At 69.2% G+C, this 19,731-nt stretch carries 18 protein-coding genes, 1 tRNA gene and 2 pseudogenes; 5 read left to right on the top strand and 16 right to left on the bottom strand.

From position 1 onward, the window contains the following. Positions 1-11 precede the first annotated feature (11 nt). Positions 12-260, top strand: a pseudogene (locus ACOOHC_RS07480) (transposase); the annotation flags it as partial. 232 nt (positions 261-492) lie between these two features. Here the strand turns inward: ACOOHC_RS07480 and ACOOHC_RS07475 are convergent. The 3 genes and pseudogenes from ACOOHC_RS07475 to ACOOHC_RS07465 all read right to left on the bottom strand — a co-directional run bounded on the left by ACOOHC_RS07475 (position 493) and on the right by ACOOHC_RS07465 (position 2,232). Then, positions 493-804 carry an IS3 family transposase gene (locus ACOOHC_RS07475; protein ID WP_420453367.1) on the bottom strand — a complete coding sequence of 104 codons (312 nt, stop codon included), beginning with the start codon at positions 802-804 and terminating at the stop codon, positions 493-495. Next, positions 785-952 (bottom strand): annotated as a pseudogene (locus ACOOHC_RS07470) (IS30 family transposase); the annotation flags it as partial. The pseudogene ACOOHC_RS07470 and the gene ACOOHC_RS07475, both read right to left, overlap by 20 nt. A gap of 33 nt (positions 953-985) precedes the next feature. Beyond that, positions 986-2,232 (bottom strand): IS3 family transposase gene (locus ACOOHC_RS07465; RefSeq protein WP_420451160.1). Its coding sequence is split into 2 segments (ribosomal slippage): positions 986-1,959 and positions 1,959-2,232, totalling 1,248 coding nucleotides; the frame shifts between segments, so codons are not numbered across the junction. Here ACOOHC_RS07465 and ACOOHC_RS07460 point away from each other — a divergent pair. Beyond that, positions 2,167-2,679, top strand: coding sequence for a transposase (locus tag ACOOHC_RS07460; RefSeq protein WP_420453366.1), 513 nt, complete (start codon positions 2,167-2,169; stop codon positions 2,677-2,679). The two genes, ACOOHC_RS07465 and ACOOHC_RS07460, sit on opposite strands and share 66 nt — an antisense overlap. Positions 2,680-3,156: 477 nt before the next feature. Here ACOOHC_RS07460 and ACOOHC_RS07455 read toward each other — a convergent pair. Together ACOOHC_RS07455 and secG are read right to left on the bottom strand one after the other, a co-directional pair. Next, positions 3,157-3,246: transfer RNA gene (locus ACOOHC_RS07455), tRNA-Leu, on the bottom strand. A 46-nt stretch (positions 3,247-3,292) separates the two neighbouring features. Continuing rightward, positions 3,293-3,535 carry a preprotein translocase subunit SecG gene (gene secG, locus ACOOHC_RS07450; RefSeq protein WP_420453365.1) on the bottom strand — a complete coding sequence of 81 codons (243 nt, stop codon included), beginning with the start codon at positions 3,533-3,535 and terminating at the stop codon, positions 3,293-3,295. Positions 3,536-3,605: 70 nt separating this feature from the next. On the opposite strand from secG, the gene ACOOHC_RS07445 reads away from it, so the two are divergent. After that, a complete protein-coding gene (locus ACOOHC_RS07445; RefSeq protein WP_420453364.1) occupies positions 3,606-5,618 on the top strand; it encodes a S9 family peptidase in 2,013 nt (670 codons plus the stop codon). Positions 5,619-5,628: 10 nt separating this feature from the next. Then, positions 5,629-6,468: a GNAT family N-acetyltransferase gene (locus ACOOHC_RS07440; RefSeq protein WP_420453363.1), complete on the top strand. Its 840-nt coding sequence runs from the start codon at positions 5,629-5,631 to the stop codon at positions 6,466-6,468. On the opposite strand, the gene ACOOHC_RS07435 is transcribed toward ACOOHC_RS07440, so the two are convergent. The 11 genes from ACOOHC_RS07435 to ACOOHC_RS07385 all read right to left on the bottom strand — a co-directional run bounded on the left by ACOOHC_RS07435 (position 6,465) and on the right by ACOOHC_RS07385 (position 18,612). After that, positions 6,465-7,004: a hypothetical protein gene (locus tag ACOOHC_RS07435; protein ID WP_420453362.1), complete on the bottom strand. Its 540-nt coding sequence runs from the start codon at positions 7,002-7,004 to the stop codon at positions 6,465-6,467. The two genes, ACOOHC_RS07440 and ACOOHC_RS07435, sit on opposite strands and share 4 nt — an antisense overlap. A 3-nt stretch (positions 7,005-7,007) precedes the next feature. Then, on the bottom strand, positions 7,008-8,039 hold the full coding sequence (locus ACOOHC_RS07430) for an ABC transporter ATP-binding protein (protein WP_420453361.1): 1,032 nt from the start codon (positions 8,037-8,039) through the stop codon (positions 7,008-7,010). Then, on the bottom strand, positions 8,036-9,064 hold the full coding sequence (locus ACOOHC_RS07425) for an ABC transporter ATP-binding protein (protein ID WP_420453360.1): 1,029 nt from the start codon (positions 9,062-9,064) through the stop codon (positions 8,036-8,038). Before ACOOHC_RS07425 ends, ACOOHC_RS07430 begins: the two co-directional genes overlap by 4 nt. A gap of 50 nt (positions 9,065-9,114) precedes the next feature. Further along, positions 9,115-10,146, bottom strand: coding sequence for an ABC transporter permease (locus tag ACOOHC_RS07420; RefSeq protein WP_420453359.1), 1,032 nt, complete (start codon positions 10,144-10,146; stop codon positions 9,115-9,117). Continuing rightward, complete coding sequence (locus ACOOHC_RS07415; protein ID WP_420453358.1) at positions 10,143-11,633, bottom strand: ABC transporter permease; 1,491 nt, start codon at positions 11,631-11,633, stop codon at positions 10,143-10,145. The genes ACOOHC_RS07420 and ACOOHC_RS07415 overlap by 4 nt, the downstream gene beginning before the upstream one ends. An 83-nt stretch (positions 11,634-11,716) precedes the next feature. Beyond that, the gene (locus tag ACOOHC_RS07410; protein ID WP_420453357.1) at positions 11,717-13,588 is read right to left on the bottom strand and encodes an ABC transporter family substrate-binding protein; all 1,872 of its coding nucleotides are present in this window, start codon (positions 13,586-13,588) and stop codon (positions 11,717-11,719) included. A 267-nt stretch (positions 13,589-13,855) separates the two neighbouring features. Further along, positions 13,856-14,626 carry a triose-phosphate isomerase gene (gene tpiA / locus ACOOHC_RS07405; RefSeq protein WP_420453356.1) on the bottom strand — a complete coding sequence of 257 codons (771 nt, stop codon included), beginning with the start codon at positions 14,624-14,626 and terminating at the stop codon, positions 13,856-13,858. 87 nt (positions 14,627-14,713) lie between these two features. Next, positions 14,714-15,844, bottom strand: coding sequence for a phosphoglycerate kinase (locus ACOOHC_RS07400; RefSeq protein WP_420453355.1), 1,131 nt, complete (start codon positions 15,842-15,844; stop codon positions 14,714-14,716). A gap of 9 nt (positions 15,845-15,853) precedes the next feature. Continuing rightward, entirely contained in the window at positions 15,854-16,867 is a 1,014-nt protein-coding gene (gene gap, locus ACOOHC_RS07395) for a type I glyceraldehyde-3-phosphate dehydrogenase (protein ID WP_420453354.1), read from the bottom strand. A gap of 104 nt (positions 16,868-16,971) precedes the next feature. Further along, positions 16,972-17,817 (bottom strand): RNase adapter RapZ, encoded by an 846-nt coding sequence (gene rapZ / locus ACOOHC_RS07390; RefSeq protein WP_420453353.1) that lies wholly within the window; start codon positions 17,815-17,817, stop codon positions 16,972-16,974. A 69-nt stretch (positions 17,818-17,886) separates the two neighbouring features. Continuing rightward, positions 17,887-18,612, bottom strand: a complete 726-nt coding sequence (locus ACOOHC_RS07385; RefSeq protein WP_420453352.1) for a class I SAM-dependent methyltransferase — start codon at positions 18,610-18,612, stop codon at positions 17,887-17,889. Positions 18,613-18,794: 182 nt separating this feature from the next. Between ACOOHC_RS07385 and ACOOHC_RS07380 the strand changes: the two genes are divergently transcribed. Further along, positions 18,795-19,706 carry an LLM class flavin-dependent oxidoreductase gene (locus tag ACOOHC_RS07380; RefSeq protein WP_420453351.1) on the top strand — a complete coding sequence of 304 codons (912 nt, stop codon included), beginning with the start codon at positions 18,795-18,797 and terminating at the stop codon, positions 19,704-19,706. The last annotated feature ends 25 nt before the right edge of the window (positions 19,707-19,731 follow it).

Below are 19,731 nucleotides of genomic sequence, written 5' to 3'. Positions count from 1 at the left end.
GACAGACAGGGTTCCTCGACTACTCACCGGAGATCCGCCGGGTCATCTACTCGACGAACGCGATCGAGTCGTTGAACGCCCGGTTCCGGCGAGCAACGAGGGCACGCGGTCACTTCCCCAACGAGCAAGCAGCGCTCAAATGCCTCTACATGGTCGTGCGGTCGCTCGACCCGAAAGGCACCGGCCAGGAACGCTGGATGAACCGCTGGAAGCCCGCCCTCAACGCCTTCGCCATCACCTTCGAAGGCCGCCTCTTCTAAGGCCCTAAGATCCCAACAACAACCATGAGCCAGGTCAGTTACACCAACGATCTGACAGTCCCGATCCAATGCCCGCAATCGAAATCGACCTCATCCACGTTCGGCACGAAGTCCTTCAGGTTTTGAGACTTCGGGATCGCATCCTGGATACCGGAGATCATGAGGGCGGGTTGTTGGATGATTGGTTCGATGGAGTTCCCCCGTCCTGTGAGACACGGGCTGTTGTGAGATTTCATGCCACGGCTGAGGCAGCGTAGACCTCGGCCGGGGTGTGATGTTGCAGCCCGGCCTGGTGCCGTTGGCGGTTGTAGAAAGTTTCGATGTAGTCGAACAGAATCGTGCGCAGCTCGGACCGCGTGATGTGTTTCCAGTCGCCGTGAATCGACAACACGTCACGCTTGATCGTTGCCCACGTCGATTCCATCGCGGCGTTGTCGAAACAGTCGCCCGTCGAGCCGTAGGACGCTGTCAGGTTCCAATCTGAGAGCCGGTTGGCGAACTCGAGAGAAGTGTATTGACCGGATTCAACTGGTGGAAGCAACACCGGCTTGTTGAAGGGAGCGTAGGTGATCGTCGAGGGCTTCGGCGGGGGTGCGCCATCCGAGGATCTTCCGTGGCCGCTAGTTGAGCGTGGCCGCAACGGCTTCGATCTCGTCGCTGTTCCATCGGGCAAGGTCGGTACCTTTCGGGAAATTGAAGCGCCCCGGGTTTGGTAGAGGCCGGGGTTATTGAGTCCCGGCCGGGTTGGCGGGGACGATTTGACTGTAGTGGGCGGTCTCGAATGCGGTCGGGGTGGTGAAGCCGGGGCCGGGTTCGATCTCGCCGTGGAGACGTCGGTGGTTGAACCAGTCGACGTAGGTGAGGGTGGCGAACTCGACATCGTCGAGACCGCGCCAGGGACCCTGCTTGTAGATCAGCTCCCACTTGTAGAGCCCGTTGAACGACTCGACGAGGGCATTGTCGTAGCTGTCGCCCTTGGAGCCGACCGACGCGACGATGGTGTTGTCGGCGAGGCGGTCGGAGTAGCGAACGGACAAATATTGGACTCCGCGGTCGCTGTGATGGATCAGCTCCGACAGGTCCGCGCCCTGGCGTTTCCGGTTGAACACGGCCATCTCGAGAGCGTCGATCGCCAGATCCGACTTGAGTGATCGGCTGGCCTGCCACCCGACGACCATGCGGGAGAACACGTCGACGATGAACGCGACGTAGACCCAGCCCGAGTGCGTTTTGACGTAGGTCAAGTCCGCCACCCAGAGCCGGTTCGGTGCCGGCGCTACGAACTTGCGATCCACCAGATCCGCCGGCCGATCGAGTGCATCGTCGCCTTCGGTGGTGCGGATCCACACCCGTCCCCGCCGGCAGCCCTGCAAGCCCATGTCGCGCATCAGGCGCTCGACGGTGCAGCGAGCGACTCGGACCTCGTCTTTGTTCAGTTGGTCCCAGATCTTGTCGGCGCCGTAGACCGCAAGGTTCTCCTCCCACACCCGCAGGATCTGCGGGCGCAGCTCCGCATCACGAACCGCACGTGCCGACAGCGGGCGCTTCTTGGCGGCGTGATACGTCGACGGGGCGATCCCAACCGTGTTGGCGATCGACTCGATACCCCACCGCAACTGTCCGCTGCGGTTGTTCTTGTGTTCGTCGATGAACCGGATCACTTCGTTGATCGGCGGTCGAGTTCCGCCCCGAAGAAATGCGCCGCCGCCTTCAAGATGTCGTTGGCGCGCTTCAGCTCAGCGTTCTCGCGCTTCAGGCGTTTCAGCTCCGCGAGCTCGTCGGTGGTGGCGCCGGGCCGGCGACCGGTGTCGGTCTCAGCTCGTCGGACCCACAGCCGGACCGTCTCGGCCTTCGGGCCCAGCTTCTCGGCGACCGAACAGATCGCCTCCCACTGGGATCCGTACTCGTGCTCGTGATCGAGCACCATCCGAACGGCACGCTCGCGCAGCTCGTCGGGATACTTGCTTGGCATCACTCCATCCTCTCAAGGAACAGAGCCTCCACGAATCCCGGGGCGCTTCAAGACACCAACCTCGTCGTCGCCGCGCTCGAGATGGCGTTGGCCCGCACGGGCAACCCGGCCGAAGTGATTCACCATGCCGACAAGGGCTCGATCTACACGTCGCTGGACTTCGCGTTCGCGGCCGGCAACGCCGACATGTCGCTGTCGTTCGGTTCCACCGGCGACGCCTACGACAACGCCGCTATGGAAACGTTCTGGGCTCGATTGAAGGTCGAGATCGCGTGGATCCGAGGCAGCATCTGGTTCGACACCCGCGCCGAGTGCCACGCCTACCTGTTCGAGTTCATCGAGGTCTTCTACAACCGGCAACGACACCAGAGCGGCCTCGATCACCTCACCCCAACCGAATACGCTGACAAGTGGCGCCACGACCACGGCCAGCCGAATCCGTCATAACCCCGTGTCCAAAGAACCGGGTCAACATCACATACCGCCGGCATCGAGCGCCACGGAGACGATGACTCCTCTGGGAGCGGATCGATTGGACAGAGGCGATTCTGAACGCTGCCGATTCTCACGGAGTCGACTGCTATCGAACTGTCTGCGGGGACTTTCAAGCAGCGATGGTGTCGGGCGTCCGCTCAGGTACGCCGGGCGAGCCGCTTCCTCATGACATCGAACAGAGGGATCGATCAAGAGCAGCTGCGGCGCAGCTTCGCCCTGGCTCACCAGCTCACCGGTTCTTCATGAGTCTGGTCGCTGGTGCCGAGGCGTCCATCGAGTGGAGCCTGCAACGCGACGACGAGCTGTTCGACGGCTGACGCTGCCAAGCCGAAAGTCCACCGTGCTGACAAACCGCGGACAAGCGGGCGATTTCGGCGTTTCGACCCGACCCGAAAAAGACGCTGACCAGGGCCGGAGCCCTGGTCAACGTGGTGTCGAAGGGGGGACTTGAACCCCCACGCCCATTAATAGGGCACTAGCACCTCAAGCTAGCGCGTCTGCCAATTCCGCCACTTCGACGAGTGGACCCACCACGTTACCCGTCGCGCCGCCGGGTCGCACGTGATCAGGTGCGCTCGAGGAAGAACGAGAACGCGACCAGCGTGAAGATCCACACCAGCGCCATCACGAAGGTGATCCGGTTCAGGTTCCGCTCGGCCGCCGTCGATCCCAGCGCCGCTCCCCCGCCGCCGCCGAACATGTCGGACAGCCCGCCGCCCCGCCCGCTGTGCAGCAGGATGCCTGCGATCAAGCCGATCAACGAGGCCACGTTCAGCACGAGGGTCACATAGAGCATCACGTCACGCACGGCCGACCATGCTAGCGAGGCCCCCGGCGGGCCGCTCGGCTCCCGAGACCCCGGGGATAGCGTCGCCCGGATGCCGTCCGACGAGATCGCCCAGCGCCACCACGACATCGCCCGCGCCCTCGTCGACGGCCGCAACGAGGTGTCCGCCCCCGCCGTCTCTCCCGACGGTGTCCACGTGGCGTGCGTCGTGTCGACCACCAGCCTCGAGCGCAACACCGTCACCAGCCGCGTCTGGCTCGACGGGGCGCCGCTGACCGCCGGAGACCACGACGGCGAGCCCACCTGGTCACCCGACGGCCGCTTCCTCGCGTTCACCTCGCGCCGTGGCGGCGAGAAGACCGAATCGACGCTGCACGTCGTCCCCATCGGCTCCCCCGGCGAGACGCGCACCCTGTGCACCATGCCCGACGGCCTCGGTGACGTCTCGTGGTCACCGGACGCGACGACCCTCGCGTTCACCAGCCGCACCCGCGACGAGCGCTACACGAAGAGCGACGAGTCGTGGCAATCGCCGCGCAAGATCGAGCGCTTCTTCAGCCGCCTCAACGGCGAGGACTGGGTGTTCGACCGCCCCGCCCACGTCCACGTGATCGCCGCCGACGGCACCGGCGCCGTCCGCAACCTCACCCCCGGCGAGTTCGAGTTCTCGGGCACCTCGTGGGCCGCCGACTCGCGCTCCGTCGTCAGCGCCTCCCAGCGCGACGAGGAGTGGGACCTCAACCTCTCGAAGGACCTCTACGTCATCGCCCTCGACGCCGACGAACGGCCCGACGCCATCCGCCGGGTCACCTGCGGCGACGGCGTCTACGGCCACCCCGCCGTGTCACCCGACGGAACCCGCATCGCCTTCATCGGCCACGACGACCTGCTCACCTTCCCCACCAACTCGGCGATCGGCATCCTCCCCTTCGACGCCGAGGCCGCCACCACCGACGACATCGTGTGGGCGTCGGCCGCCCTCGACCGCACCTTCGCCCCGACCGTCGGCTTCGTCGCACCCCGCTGGATCGACGACACCACCGTCCTCGCCGCCGCCGACGACCGCGGCGACACCCACCTGTTCTCGATCGCCGCCGACGGCGCCACCGACCCCGTGGCGCTGACCTCCGGCCCGCTCGCCGTCACCGCGCTCGACGCCGCCGCCGACCGCGTCGCGACCACCCGCACCACCATCGACCACCCCGCCGAGCTGTTCGTCGACGACATCCAGGTCACCACCACCGGAGAGCACCTCGCCGCCGAGCTCAGCGGATGGGAGAAGTTCACCGTCCCCACCTCCGACGGCACCGGAGACATCGACTGCTGGATCATGCGGCCCGCCGACCTGTCCGACGGCACCACCCACCCGGTCCTGCTCAACGTCCACGGCGGGCCGTTCAGCCAGTACGGCGAGTACTTCTTCGACGAGGCGCAGATGCAGGCCGCAGCCGGCTTCGTGGTCGTGCTGTCCAACCCGCGTGGCAGCAGCGGCCGCCACGCCGACTGGGGCCGCGCGATCCTCGGACCCAAGCACCCGGTCGCTCCGGGCACGGGCTGGGGTGGCGCCGACGTCGACGACGTGCTCGCCGTGATCGACGCGGCGCTCGACCGCTACGACTTCTGCGACCGCGATCGCGTCGGGATGCTCGGCGGCTCCTACGGCGGGTTCATGGCCACCTGGCTGGCCGCCCACCACGGCGATCGCTTCCGGGCGTTCTGCTCCGAGCGAGCGGTGAACAACCTCGTGTCGGAGGAGTGGAGCAGCGACATCGGCACCTTCTTCCGCACCGAGCACGGCCCCCTCTACATCGACGACGTCGAGGTCTACGAGGCGTCGTCGCCGGTGCGGGCGATCCGCGACATCGACTCGCCGATGCTGCTCATCCACTCCGAGGAGGACTGGCGCTGCCCGATCGCGCAGGCCGAGGAGCTGTGGATGGGTCTCAAGCTGCTCGGCAAGGAGGTCGACTTCTACCGCTTCCCCGGCGAGGACCACGAGCTCTCGCGCACCGGCTCCCCCGTGCACCGCGTCCAGCGCGCCGAGATCATCCTCGACTGGTTCCACGACCACCTCGCCGAGCGCCGACCACCGGCGGCGACGTAGCCTCGCAGCCGTGCCCGACGACGACGGCGAGCAGCGACCGGACTCGCCCGGGGGGTCCGAGATCGGACCGGTCGCCCGCCGCTACCTCGACGCCGTGCGAACCTCGGCCGAGGCGGATCTCGGCCACGAGCTCCCGGACGGCACCACCGTCGTCCCCGCGCCGGACCGGCAGGGCAGCCGCTCGGCGGTGTGCTACCCCCTCCACCGCTCGACCGTCGTGTGGTGCGCTCCCGAGCGGGCGCACCTGCTCGAGATCGTGCGGTCCGATCGCGCCGCGACGAGCGAGCGGTTCACGCGGACGATGCTCGACGCCGGCGCCACCTCGCCGTCGCGCGGCCACGACCGGGTCCTCGAGCGCGCCGACCGACCCGTGGGGCCGACCCCCTCCGGGGCGCGCCGACTCGACCCCGGGCGGCCGGGCGATCGTGAGCTGGTCGCGGCGCTCGCCGCCCGCTGCCCCGCCGACGACCTCGACGAGGCCGAGCTCGACCCCGACCACCTCGACCCCCACATCGCCGGCGTCGAGGCACCTGGCGGCGACGGCGCCCTGGCGGCGGTCGCGTACGCGCAGCCGTGGGTCCACGACCCCGTCCTGCTCGACATCGGGGTGATCTGCGACCCCGCGCACCGCCGGACGGGAGCGGCGCAGCGCGCCGTGACCGCGCTCGTCCTCACCCACGACGACGACCACGACTGGCTCTACCGCTGCGACGCCGAGAACACCGCCTCCGATCGGCTCGCCGTCGCGCTCGGCTTCCGCCTCGTGAGCGAGGTCACCTCCGTCGACGTCACGACGATCGCGGAGCAACCCGGGTCCGACGGCTCCATCGCCGACCCCTCGGGCCGCTAGGCGCCCTCGGGGCGCCACCGCCGTCGGCGACCGACCCACGTCGGGGTGCGCTCCGGCGGGGGCGGATCGAGGTCGTCGATGCGCTCCGACGACAGGTGCGCGGAGGCGATCGACCGCAACCGGGCGTGCTCGGCGCTCCCCTCGGTCCGATCGACGAGCAGCAGCGTCCGACCGCCGACCCGGGCGGCGAGGCCGACCGACGAGGACGACGACCGCCGGGCCACCGAGCGCCGGGTCAGGCGGGTCAGCTCGTCGACGTCTCCCCACTCGACCAGGTGCCGGCGCACGAGGGTGCGACGTGTCGCTCCCCGCTCGTCGAAGGCGGTCGCGAGCGGGACGCTCCACGCGACGTACCCCGCCGCGGCGCACGCCGCGACGGCCAGGACGACCGACGGGATCGTCGCCCCGTTGACGGCCACGACGACCACGGCGATCGCCACCAGCGACGCCGCGCCGATCAGCGTGGCGACGTAGGCCGTCAACGACGAGTGCAGGGTGAGCGACCCGGGGGGTGCGGGGCGACCGGCCGCCGCCATCGCTCAGACGGTCGTCGCGACGGCGTCGGCGTCACGGCGCCGGACGATCTCGTCGGGTGCGATCGGGTGGTGGCAGGCCGTGAGCAGACCCGGGGTGTGCTCGAGCAGCTCGGGCTCCTCCTCGGCGCACCGCTCGGTCGCTCGCCAGCACCGGGTCCGGAAGCGGCACCCCGACGGGGGGTCGATCGGGGACGGCACGTCGCCCTGCAGCACGATGCGCTCCCGCTCGCGCTCGCGCACGGGGTCCGCGATCGGCACCGCGGACATCAGCGCTCGCGTGTACGGGTGCGCCGGGTGCTGGTACAGCGGGGGCCGATCGCCGATCTCGACGATCTTGCCGAGGTACATCACCGCGACGCGGTCCGAGACGTGGCGCACCACCGACAGGTCGTGGGCGATGAACAGGTAGGCGATGTCGCGCTCGCGCTGGATGCGGCGCAGAAGGTTCACGACCCCGGCCTGCACCGACACGTCGAGCGCGGAGACCGGCTCGTCGAGCACGATGAAGTCGGGGTCGAGCGCGATCGCCCGAGCGATCCCGATCCGCTGGCGCTGACCGCCGGAGAACTCGTGCGGGTAGCGGTTGCCGTGCTCGGGTTGCAGCCCGACGTCGGCGAGGAGCTGGGCGACCTCGCGCTTGCGCTCCTTCGAGGAGAGGGAGGTGTGGATGACGAACGGCTCGCCGACGATGTCGTTGACCGGGAGCTTCGGGTTGAGCGACGCGTAGGGGTCCTGGAAGACGATCTGCACGTCCTGGCGCAGCCGCTGCAGATCGGGGTTCGACAGCTCGGTGACCTCGCGCCCGTCGTACACGACCGATCCCGAGGTCGGCTCGTGCAACCGCAGGATGGCTCGTCCGGTGGTGCTCTTGCCCGAACCGGACTCTCCCACCAGGCCGAGCGTCTCGCCACGGGCGATGTCGAACGAGATCCCCGACACCGCCTGCACCTGGTTCACGACCCGCTTGAAGAAGCCGTCGCCCTCGATCGGGAAGTGCTTGACCAGGTCGGTGACCCGCACCAGGGGCTCGCTCACGACGACGACTCCGGCGGGGCGTACAGGTGGCTCGGGTCGTGCTCGTCGACCAACTGCTCCCAGTGGTGGCAGGCGACGAGGTGGCCCGGGCGGTCGCACGCCGCGAGGGGCGGATCCGACTCGACGCACACGCTCGTCGCCAACGGGCACCGTGGGCTGAACGCGCACCCGGCGGGCGGGTCGATCAGGGTGGGGGGAGCCCCGCCGATCGGGACGAGCTCGTCGGCGTCGGAGTCGAGGGCGGGGATCGAGCCGATGAGCCCGGCGGTGTACGGCATCCGCGTCGCGTGGAAGATGTCGTCGACCGGGCCGGTCTCGACGAACTCCCCGGCGTACATCACCCCGACGCGGTCGGCGACGCCGGCGATCACCCCGAGGTCGTGGGTGATCAGCACGATCGCCGCGCGCACCTGGTTCTTGACCTCCATCAGCGTCTCGAGGATCTGCGCCTGGACGGTGACGTCGAGCGCCGTCGTCGGTTCGTCCGCGATGATGATGTCGGGGTCGTTGATGATCGCCATGGCGATCATCACGCGCTGGCGCATGCCGCCGGAGAACTCGTGCGGGTACGACTTCGCCCGCTGCTCGGCCTGGGGGATGCCGACGAGGTCGAGCATCTCGATCGAGCGCTCCATCGCCTGCTTCGGCGGGATGCGGTCGTGGGCGAGCACCGACTCCGAGAGCTGGCGCCCGATCGTGTACACCGGGTTCAGCGAGGTCATCGGGTCCTGGAAGATCATCGCGATCTTGCTGCCGCGCAGGTCGCGCACCTCGCGATCGGGGCGTCCCAGCAGGTCCTCGCCGAGGTACCGGGCCTGGCCCTCGATGCGGGCGGTCTTGGGGAGCAGGCCCATCAGGGCCATGCTCGACACCGACTTGCCGCATCCGGACTCGCCGACGATGCCGAACACCTCGTCGCGCTTGACCTGGTAGCTCACGCCGCGCACCGCTCGCACCACGCCGTCCTCGGTCGGGAACGACACGTGCAGGTCGTCGACCTCGAGCATCACCTCGTCGTCGACCACGTCGCGACCGTCGTGGTGCGGCCCGGGCGCGGCCGGCGCGCCGAGGCCGGTCACTGGCGGACCCGGGTCTGCTTCGGGTCGAACGCGTCGCGCAGCCCGTCGCCGATGAAGTTGATGCACAGGGCGATGATGATGATGAACACGCCCGGCCACCAGAACAGCCACGGTCGTGACGCGAACGCCGTGCGGTAGATCTGCACCTGCTGACCGAGGGAGTACTCGGTGACGCCGAACCCGAGGAAGGCCAGCGCCGCCTCGACGAGGATCGCCGCCGAGATCAGCAGGGTCGCCGACACGATCACCGACCCGATGACGTTCGGGAGCATGTGCTTGAAGATGATCCGCCGGTTCGAGGCGCCGAGGGCACGGGCGGCCTCGACGAACTCCTTCTCCCGGATCGACAGGAACTCCGCCCGGATCACGCGCGCGGTGGTCAGCCAGGCGAGCGAGGCGATGATCAGCGAACCGAACAGCACGTTGCCCTCGACGTTGAAGCGCCGGCTGACCACGGCGGCGAGCAGCAGCAGCGGGATCGTGAACAAGACGTCGACGATGCGCATCAGCACCGTGTCGACCCAGCCGCGGTAGAAGCCCGAGAGCGCGCCGACGATCGCTCCGACCGTCGTCGCGATCAGCCCCGCCAGGACGGCGACGGTGATGCTGCCCTGCGCTCCCTTCAGCGTGACGGCGAAGTAGTCGCGCCCGATGTTGTCCTGCCCGAAGGGGTGCTGGCCGAGGGCGAACCCATCGCCGTCGAACCACGGGATGAGGTCGATCGTGGACTCCCCCCGGTTGACGACCGTCCCGCTCTGGTCGTAGGGCAGATCCCAGAACCACAGGCCCCCGTAGGCGAGGAAGACCATCCCCGCCAGAACGGCGAGCGAGGTCATCGCGAGGCGGTGGCGGAAGAACCGTCGCACCACCATCTGACGCTGGGAGCGGGCCTTCACCGACATCCCCGAGCCGTCGCCGGGCTCGGTGTCGGCGTCGACGTGGCCGCCGACGGCGTCGGCGCCGATGCCCACCCGCGTGGCCTCCGAACCGGTCGTCGCCGCGTCGGGCCGGACGGTGTCGGAGCTCATCGGCGGATCCTCGGATCGAGGTAGGCGTACAGGATGTCGGCGAAGGCGTTGAGGATCACGATCGACAGCGACACCACGATCACGAAGCCCATCACGGGGTAGGGGTCGACCTCCTGCAGACCCTCCACGAAGAGCTGGCCCATCCCCTTCCAGCCGAACACCGTCTCGGTGATGACGGCGCCCTCGATCACGGTCGCGAAGCTGATCGTCACGACGGTCATCACCGGGAGCAGGGCGGTGCGGAAGGCGTGGCGGAGCACGACCTGGGTGGCGGGCAGGCCCTTGGCCTTCGCCGTGCGGACGTAGTCCGACTTGAGGGTGTCGAGCATCGACGAGCGCGTGTAGCGCATGAACGTGGCGAAGCCGATCAGCGCGAGGGCGAGGGACGGGAGGATCTGGTGACCGGCGTAGTCGACCATCCGCTCCCAGAACGACCCCGTCAGGTTCGGCGTCTGGGGGCCGACGGTGCCGATCGTCCGACCGGGCTCCCACGCCGAGAGGAAGCGGTCGACGAGGACGATCCCGGCGACGAGCAGGGTGGCGGCCATCCCCGCTCGCACCGCCGGGCGCCGGTCGACGGCGCCGCCGACGACCGCTCCGGTGGCGGCGCCGACCGCCAGCGTGGCGAGCAGCAGGACGAACAGCTTGGTCCAGTTCGGGTCCGCGATCCACGACGACGCCACGAGCGAGCCGACGACGCCGACCACGGCGGCCGCGACGCCGGCGAGCACGACCCGCGTGACCGAGAGAGGGGCGAACAGCATCGCGGCGACGACACCGGCACCGAGCGACATGACGGCGATGACCGGGGTCGAGAAGCCGGGGCCCGAGATCCAGTCGGTCGCGTCGATCACGAGCAGGATCGCGGCGAGGGCGCCCGCGACGGCGAGCGCGATCGGGACGCGGCGTCCCATGCGCCCGGGTACGACGCCGAACGCGAAGAGGCCCCCGACGGCGACGAGCAGCCAGATCCCGGTCGCCGAGAGCCCGGGATCCTGGAGGTAGTCGTTGTACTTGATCGCCCCGAACTCCTTCAGCAGGACGGCGACCCAGAACACGGGGAGCGAGAAGAAGAGGAAGGCGGCGAAGGTCGAGCCGTAGTCGATGGCGCTGTACTGGCGCACGGCGGTGATGATCCCGAAGACGATGCCGATGACGATCGAGAGCACGGTCGCGAGGATCACCAGGCGGAAGGTCGTCTGGACGGCCTGCCAGAGCAGGGTCGACACGTTCTGACCCTCCCGGTTCTGGCCGAAGTCACCGCGGAAGATGCCGGTGACCCAGTCGACGTACCGCTCCCAGCCCGAGTCGTCCAGTCGGAGCCGTTGGCGCCTCGCGGCGATGAGCTGGTCGACGTTGGGGTTCGTTGATCCGCGCAGGTCGAACAGGGGGTCACCGGAGTTGATGACCAGGAAGAACATGAGCACGCTCGATGCCAACAGGATCGGGATCGACACGAGGATGCGGCGGAGGACGAAGAAGAACATGGGGTGAGACCGTGCGGGTGGCGCACCGCGTGCTGCGGTGCGCCACCCGTCCGTTCAGTGGTGTTCGATGGGTGCTGGGCCGATCAGGCGATCTGCCACTGCGACGCGTTGAACGTCAGGCCGTTCTGCGACGGGTTGTAGATGACGTTCTCGGCGTCGTCGGCGTAGGCCGCGACACCGGGGAAGGTGAACACCGGGATGGTGGCCAGGTTCTCCCACAGGATCGTGTCGATCTCGTTGGCGAGCTCGATCTGGGCGTCCGGATCGGTCTCGCCGGCGAGCTCGGCCAGCAGCGGCTCGAGCTCGGGGATCGAGATCGATCCGACGTTGTTGCCCGAACCGGGCTGGTAGGTCGCGATCGCGCCGCTCTTCAGCGGGCTGCCCGCCCAGGCGAACATCGCGATGTCCCAGTCACCGGCGGCGAGCTCGACGTCGAAGAAGGTCTCCGAGCCGGCGTCCACCATGTTGAAGCCGGCCTGGTTGCAGCTCTCGACGGCGAGGGCGACCTGGTCGGTGCGGCGCTGGTTGCCGCCGTTGTCGAACCAGCCGATGCGGAGCTCGAGCCCCTCCTGGCCGGCCTCCTGCAGGAGCGCCCGGGCGCCTTCGATGTCGACCTCGTCGTACTCGCCGCCCGAGGTGTCCTCGTAGCCCTCCTCGAAGGGCATCACCCAGCGGTTGTTAAGCACCTCGGCCTCGGGCTGCAGCGGGACGATCAGGTTGTCGACCATCTGCTGGCGCGGGAGGCACTTGACGAACGCCTCGCGGACCAGCGGGTCCTGCAGCGTCTCGTTGAGGAAGTTGAAGTCGAAGTGCTCCCAGGTGTACTGCGAGCCGTTCTCGACGGTCACGCCGTCGGTGCCCTCGAGGGTGCTGAGCAGGTCGGGGGTCGGCTGCGGGTCCATCGCGTTGATCTCGCCGTTGGCGAGCGCCTGGGCCTGGGCCTCCTCGGCGATGTAGCGGAAGACGACCTCGCCGTTGGCGGGCGTGCCCCAGTAGCTCTCGTTCGGGACGAGGGTCAGGCTCTGGCCGGCCTCCCACGAGCCGAGGGCGAACGGGCCGCCCGAGAGCATCGTGGCCTCGTCGATCGTGCCCGGGTCGACGGTGTACAGGGTGTTGTACGTCTCGGCGATCGCCTCGATCGACTCCCGGTCGTCACCCTCGAAGGCGCCGAGCAGGTCGTCGACGCCGGCCTCGCTGCCGATGACGTGGGCGGGGACCATGCCGTCGAAGAGCGACTGCCAGTCGGCGTAGGCCGTGCCGTAGGTCACGGTGATCGTCTTGCCGTCCTCGGAGCACTCGACGGTGTCGATGTCCTCGTAGCCGGTCGTCCCGACGAGGTCGAACAGGAACAGCTCGGTGCCGGAGTCGTCGGTGACGGGCTCGCCGGCGTCATCGAGCTGGAGGTAGGCGCCGTTGTTGGCGTGGTACTGCAGCTGGAAGTCGTCGCAGTCGATGGGCTCGCCGTCGGACCAGGCGGCGTCGGGGTTGACGACGTACTCGATGGTCTGCGGGTCCTCGCTGGTCAGCTCGACCGACTCCATGAGCTCCTCGTCGAGGACGAGGCCGCCGTCGGGGCCGGCGAAGTTGTACGGGCTCGGCTGGACCTCGTTGAGCACGATCGTGTTCTTGACCGAGTTGCTCGTGCCGAGGTTGTTGTTGTAGTTGCTGAACTCCTGGGCGTTGCCGTAGGCGAAGCTCCCGGATCCTCCGGCGCTCCCGCTGCCACCGGTCGTGTCGGTGGTCATGGCTTCGCCGTCGGTCGTCATCGTCTCGCCGTCGGTCGTCATGGTCTCGCCGTCGGTCGTCATCGGCTCGGTGCCGCCGGTCTCGCCGGTGTCACTCGTGTCGGTGGCGACCTCGGTCGACTCCTCGGCATCGCTGCCGCAGGCGGCGACGACGAGCGCCGACGCAGCTGCGACGGCGAGGAGCTTCGAGCTCCGTCGGGTGGTGTTCACGGTGGGTGTCCTCCTGGGTTGGACTACAGACGGGAGGTGTCTGTGGTGAAGGGGTTTCGCTCGGGGCGTCGCCGGATACCACCTCGATGGTCGGTCGACGCTGACCGTGCGCGCTCCGAGATCTCCTCCCCGGTGATCCGGAACACCGGAAATGTACCAGCACGCGCGCACCCCGTCGTGCAACTTCGTTTCGGTCCCGTGAACTCCGACCCGACGCTCCCACCGTTCGTAGCCGAGCGAATGCTGAAGGCGACGTTCTGCGGCCGGTCAGCGATCGAACCGGATCACACCGGCGAACTCGTCGGGGTCGAGGCTCGCCCCTCCGACGAGCGCCCCGTCGATGTCGGGCTGGCCCATCAGCTCGGCGGCGTTCGCCGCCTTCACCGAGCCGCCGTACTGGATCCGCACCGCTTTCGACGCGTCGGTCCCGAACGACTCGGCGATCCCCGACCGGATCGCCGAGCACACGCTCTGGGCGTCGTCGGCGGTCGCCGTCCTCCCCGTCCCGATCGCCCAGATCGGTTCGTACGCGACGACGAGCCCGCCCACCTGCTCGGCCGGCACCCCGGCGAGCCCGGCGGCCACCTGCGCCAGGACCTTCGACTCGGTCGAGCCCGCCTCGCGCTCCTCGAGCGTCTCGCCGCAGCACATGATCGGCGTCATCTCGTGCTGCAGGATCGCGAGGACCTTGGCGTTCACCGTCTCGTCGGACTCCCCGAAGACCTGGCGGCGCTCGCTGTGCCCGCAGATCACGTACTCGGTGTTGAGCTTGGCGAGGAACGCGGGCGACACCTCACCGGTGAACGCCCCGCTGTCGTCGGTGTGGCAGTGCTGCGCCCCGAGCGCGAAGTCCATGCCCTCGCTCTCCACGAGGGTCTGGACCGAGCGCAGATCGGTGAACGGCGGGTGGATCGACACGTCGACCTCCTCGAGCACGTCGCTCGGGACGAGGTAGTGCAGCTTCTGCACGAGCTGGATCGCCTCGAAGTGGTTGAGGTTCATCTTCCAGTTGCCCGAGATGAGCGGGGTGCGTGACATGTGGTTCCCTTCGTGGAGCGCGAGTTCGACGTGCGGTGCCGGCGCTGTCGGCACACGGTGGTGCGATGTTGGTGCGCGCCGTGGCGCTCAGGCGGAGCGGAGCGCGGCGAGGCCCGGCAGGTCGCCGGTCTCGAGCAGCTCCAGGCTCGCTCCCCCGCCGGTCGAGACGTGGTCGACCTCGTCGTCGAGGTGGAACTGGGCGAGCGCCGCGGCCGAGTCGCCACCGCCGACGACGGTGAACGCCTTCGTGTCGGCCATCGCCTGCGCGATCGTGCGCGTCCCCGACTCGAAGCGGCTGTCCTCGAACATGCCCATCGGACCGTTCCAGAAGACCATCCGCGCGTCCATGACCACGTCGCTGAACGCGGCGGCCGAACCGGGACCGATGTCGTACCCGGTCGCCCCGTCGGGGAGGCGCGACCCGAACTGGGCGAACTCGCCGCTCGAGTCGGTGCCGACCACGTCGTCGGGGAGGTGGATCACCTTGCCGAGCCGCTCGGCCTTCGCGAGCAGCTCCGCGCAGGTCTCGATCATCTCCGGCTCGTGCAGCGAGTCTCCGATGGACGATCCCCGGGCGGCGAAGAAGGTGAAGCACATCGCACCGCCGATGACGATCGCGTCGACGCGATCGAGCAGAGCTTCGATCACCCCGAGCTTGTCCGAGATCTTCGCGCCCCCGAGCACCGCGACGAAGGGGTGCTTCGGTCTGTCGCGCAGCCCGAGCAGGACGTCGACCTCGGTCTCCAGGAGCCGACCCATCGCGCACGGCACGCGCTTGGGCGGCCCGACGATCGACGCGTGGGCCCGGTGCGACGCGCCGAACGCATCGTTGACGTAGGCGTCGATCCCGTCGACGAGCTCCTCGACGAACTCCGGGTCGTTCGCCGTCTCGCCCGGGTCGAAGCGCAGGTTCTCCAGCAGCTCGACACCCGGCGCCAGCTCGGCGAGGCGTTCGCGCACCGGTGCCATCGAGAACTCGGGCTTCTCCTGACCCTTCGGACGCCCCAGGTGGCTCGCCGTCACCACCTGCGCGCCGCGCTCGGTCAGCCACTCGATCGTCGGCAGCGCGGCCCGGATGCGGAAGTCGTCGGTCACCGTCGACTTGCCGTGGTCGTCGTGGGACAGGGGGACGTTGAAGTCGGTGCGCACGAGCACGCGCGACCCCGACAGGTCGCCGATCTCACGCTCGAGATCCTCGAGGCGGGGGACGTCACCCACGCCCACGCGTCACCTCCGGACCTTAGCGCCGCAGAACGCCGCCAGGTCGACGAGGCGGTTCGAGTAGCCCCACTCGTTGTCGTACCAGCCGTTCACCTTGACCATCTTCCCCATCGTCATGGTGAGGTCGGCGTCGAAGGTGCAGCTCGCCGGGTCCGTCACGATGTCGCTCGAGACGATCGGGTCCTCGGTGTACTTGAGGATGCCCTTGAGCGGGCCCTTCGACGCAGCGGCCTTGAACGCGGCGTTGATCTCGTCGACGGACGCCTCCGTCGAGAGGTTCGCCGTGAAGTCGGTGATCGAACCGGTCGGCACGGGCACCCGCAGGGCGGTGCCGTCGAGCTTGCCCTTCATCGACTCCATCACCAGCGAGGTCGCGCGCGCCGCCCCCGTCGAGGTCGGGATGATGTTGATCGCGGCGGCGCGGGCCCGGCGCATGTCGGAGTGCGGACCGTCGACGAGCGACTGGTCACCGGTGTAGGCGTGGACCGTCGTCATCAGGCCCTCCACCACCCCGAACGCGTCGTCGAGCACCTTCACCAGCGGGACGAAGCAGTTGGTCGTGCAGCTCGCGTTGGAGACGACCTTGTGGTCCTTGTGCTTGAACGTCTTGTGGTTGACCCCGTACACGAAGGTGGCGTCGGCCTCGGTGCACGGAGCCGACACGATCACCAGGGGCGCCCCGCCCTCGAGGTGCGCGGCGGCCTTGTCACGGGTGTTGAAGATTCCCGTCGACTCCACCACGACGTCGACGCCCAGATCCCCCCACGGCAGCGCCGCCGGGTCACGCTCGCTCAGCACCTTCAACGTGTCGGAGCCGACCTTGATCCCGTCCTTCACCGGCTTGATCGTCTCGGGGAGCTGCTCGAGCACCGAGTCGTACTTCAGCAGGTGGGCCATCGTGTCGAGCGATCCGAGGTCGTTGACGGCGACGAAGTCGATGTCGGCTCCCTGCTCCTTGGCGGCGCGGAAGAAGTTGCGACCGATGCGGCCGAAGCCGTTGATGCCGACGCGAACTGTCATGGTGGAATCCTTTGCGTGTTGCGGTCCCGGGGGGCGGCCGAACGGGCGGCCGACGTGGGAGGTGCCCCGTCGGCGCCGACTGTAATCGCTGGCCTCGTGCGGGTTCAGCGCCCGACGTCGCGATGGGTCGCGCGCACCGCCACCCCGCGCGACCGCAGGCGCGCCGCCAGCTCCTCGGCGATCGCGACCGATCGGTGGCGGCCCCCGGTGCACCCGATCGCGACCGTCAGGTAGCTGCGCCCCTCGGCCTGGTACTGCGGCAGCAGCGATCCCAGCAGGTCGTCGAAGCGGTCGCAGAAGTCGGACCCGGCGGCCGTCTCGAGGACGTGGTCGCGCACCTTCGGGTCGTGGCCGGTGAGGGGGCGGAGCTCGGGCTGCCAGTGCGGGTTCGGCAGGAACCGCACATCCATCACGACGTCCGCGTCGAGGGGGAGGCCGTGCTTGAACCCGAAGCTCTCGACCGACACCTGGAGCCGCGACTCCGACGACTCGTCGAACGCCGCGACGAGGCGGTCCTTCAGCTGGTGGACGTTGAGATCGGTGGTGTCGATGACCAGGTCGGCGGTGCCGCGGACGGGGTCGAGCTGACGACGCTCGAGCGTGATCGACTCGACCAGGCCGTCGGCCTGGTCGGCCAGCGGGTGGCGTCGGCGCGTCGCGTCGTAGCGGCGGACGAGCTCGGGGGTGGTGGCGTCGAGGAACACGACCGTCACCCGGTGGCCGCTCGCGCGCACCTCGCCGACCTTGGGGAGCAGGTCGTCGTGCTGGCGTCCGGCGACGAGGGCGAGCCGCGAGATGTCGCTGCCCGGCTTCGACGCGATGTCCACGATCGTGCCGACGAGCGCGGTCGGAAGGTTGTCGACCACGTACCAGCCGAGATCCTCGAGCACGTCGGCCGTGGCGGATCGCCCGGCTCCCGACAACCCGGTGATCAGCACGATCTCGGCCACCGCTCCAGGGTACTGGCAGCGGTCGCGGGCGTCGTCGGAACGAAGCCGGGCCGTCGCGACGACCTGTCGTCAGGCCGTGCGCCGGGAGCGCAGGAGCAGCAGGCGGGGGAAGGCGGCGCTGGCCGCGTAGCCGGGGGCGCGGGCGAGGAAGCCGGGCGGTGGGGCCGGTTCGGCCATGTGCTCGATCGCGAGCCCGTTCGCCGCGAGGGCGTTGACGTAGCGCGAGAGCGGCCGGTGCAGGAAGCGGACGTGGACGCCGAGCTCGACCTCCTCGACCGTCTCGACCTCGTCGAGGTAGGGGCCGAGGCGCCAGTACTGCTCGGGCGGGTCGACGAGGTGGTCGTCGACCCAGACGCTGCCCGGCGCCTGCAGGATCGGGTGGTTGAGGAAGAGGCAGAACCGGCCGCCCACCTCGGTCACCCGCGCCACCTCGGCGATCGCGGCGTCGACGTCGTCGATGTGCTCGAAGACGAGGCACGCGACCACCGCATCGAAGGAGCGGTCGGCGAAGGGCAGCGACGCCGCCGCGGCGCGTGCGTACGCGGGTCCCCCGCCGCGACGTGCCGCCACCTCGAGGCACCCCCACGTCGGATCGACGCCCACGACGTGCGAGCCGCCCTCCACGGCGACGCGTGCGATCTGGCCCTCCCCGCACCCGACGTCGAGCACCCGCTCGGCACCGGCGAGCTCGGCGGTCGCCATCGGGATGATCTGCTCGGTGTACTCCGGGTCGACTCCGTCGGTGAAGCCGTCCACCCACCACCGGGCGTGCTCCTCCCACATCTCCCTGGTCACGGCGCGCTCCGGCGGCGGGGGCGACGATCGCAGCGCGGCACGTCGGCAGGCTACGCACCGCTCCCCCGAGGCCGACCCGACGCTCGTCGTGGACCGCATCCGCCGTCGCGGAGGTGGTCGGTCCCGCTCGCGCGGGGCGCTCGCGGGGGCTCGCCCCGGATCGGCTCGCTACGGTGCCAACGATGGACTTCTCCGTCTGGCCGAACCCGTCCCGACCGCCCGCGGAGGTGCTCGACCTCGCCCGCATGGCCGACGAGGGCGGCTGGTACTGCCTGTGGTACGCCGACCACTACATGCCCAACACGGGAGACGAGACGTTCTCCCCCGGCGACGTCCACGAGTGCTGGACGATGCTGCCCGCGGTCGCGGCCGTCACGTCAAGGCTGCGGCTCGGTCCCCTCGTCGCCCCCACCTCGATCCACCACCCGGCGCTGCTGGCGAACCGCGCGGCGACCATCGACCAGCTCTCGGGCGGTCGCTTCACCCTCGGCATCGGCGCCGGGTGGCAGATCAACGAGCACGCCGCCTACGGCATCGAGCTCGAGCAGCCCGGGGCGCGGGTGAGCCGGTTCGAGGAGTCGATCCAGATCGTGCGGTCGCTGCTCGACCGGGACCGCACCACCTTCCACGGTGACTTCCACGACATCACCGACGCGCCGTGCGACCCGAAGCCGGTGCAGGACCGCCTGCCGATCCTGGTCGGCACGGGCAGCCCGCGGATGCTCGGGATCACCGCCCGCCACGCCCAGGAGTGGAACACCTGGGGCAACCCCGACACCTCGGCCGACACGCGTCGGTCGTTCGTCGAGGCCTGCGAGTCGGCGGGGACGGACCCGACGACGCTGCGGACCTCGGTGCAGGCGATGTTCTTCCTCACCGACGACGACTCGAAGGCGGAGAAGCTGCGCTCGGGTGAGATGGGCGACCGTGCCGTCGCCGGCAGCGACGACCACGTCGTCGAGCAGCTCGGCCGCTACGCCGAGCAGGGCTTCGACGAGGTGATCGTCCCCGACTTCACCCTGGGAGCGACCCCGTCCGAGCGCCTCGACGCCTACGCCCGCTTCGCCGACGACATCATCTCCCAGCTCACCTGACCATCACGGTCCGGGCCCATCGCAG

The organism is Ilumatobacter sp., assembly GCF_965215205.1.
Classification (GTDB): domain Bacteria; phylum Actinomycetota; class Acidimicrobiia; order Acidimicrobiales; family Ilumatobacteraceae; genus Ilumatobacter_A.
This window is presented reverse-complemented; position numbering and strand designations above follow the sequence as displayed.

Coding starts and splice junctions, on each gene's coding strand:
- ACOOHC_RS07445 (WP_420453364.1), top strand. CDS start 3,606: ATGCCGTCCGACGAGATCGCCCAGCGCCACCACGACATCGCCCGCGCC.
- ACOOHC_RS07435 (WP_420453362.1), bottom strand. CDS start 7,004: ATGGCGGCGGCCGGTCGCCCCGCACCCCCCGGGTCGCTCACCCTGCAC.
- ACOOHC_RS07420 (WP_420453359.1), bottom strand. CDS start 10,146: ATGAGCTCCGACACCGTCCGGCCCGACGCGGCGACGACCGGTTCGGAG.
- ACOOHC_RS07415 (WP_420453358.1), bottom strand. CDS start 11,633: ATGTTCTTCTTCGTCCTCCGCCGCATCCTCGTGTCGATCCCGATCCTG.
- tpiA (WP_420453356.1), bottom strand. CDS start 14,626: ATGTCACGCACCCCGCTCATCTCGGGCAACTGGAAGATGAACCTCAAC.
- gap (WP_420453354.1), bottom strand. CDS start 16,867: ATGACAGTTCGCGTCGGCATCAACGGCTTCGGCCGCATCGGTCGCAAC.
- ACOOHC_RS07380 (WP_420453351.1), top strand. CDS start 18,795: ATGGACTTCTCCGTCTGGCCGAACCCGTCCCGACCGCCCGCGGAGGTG.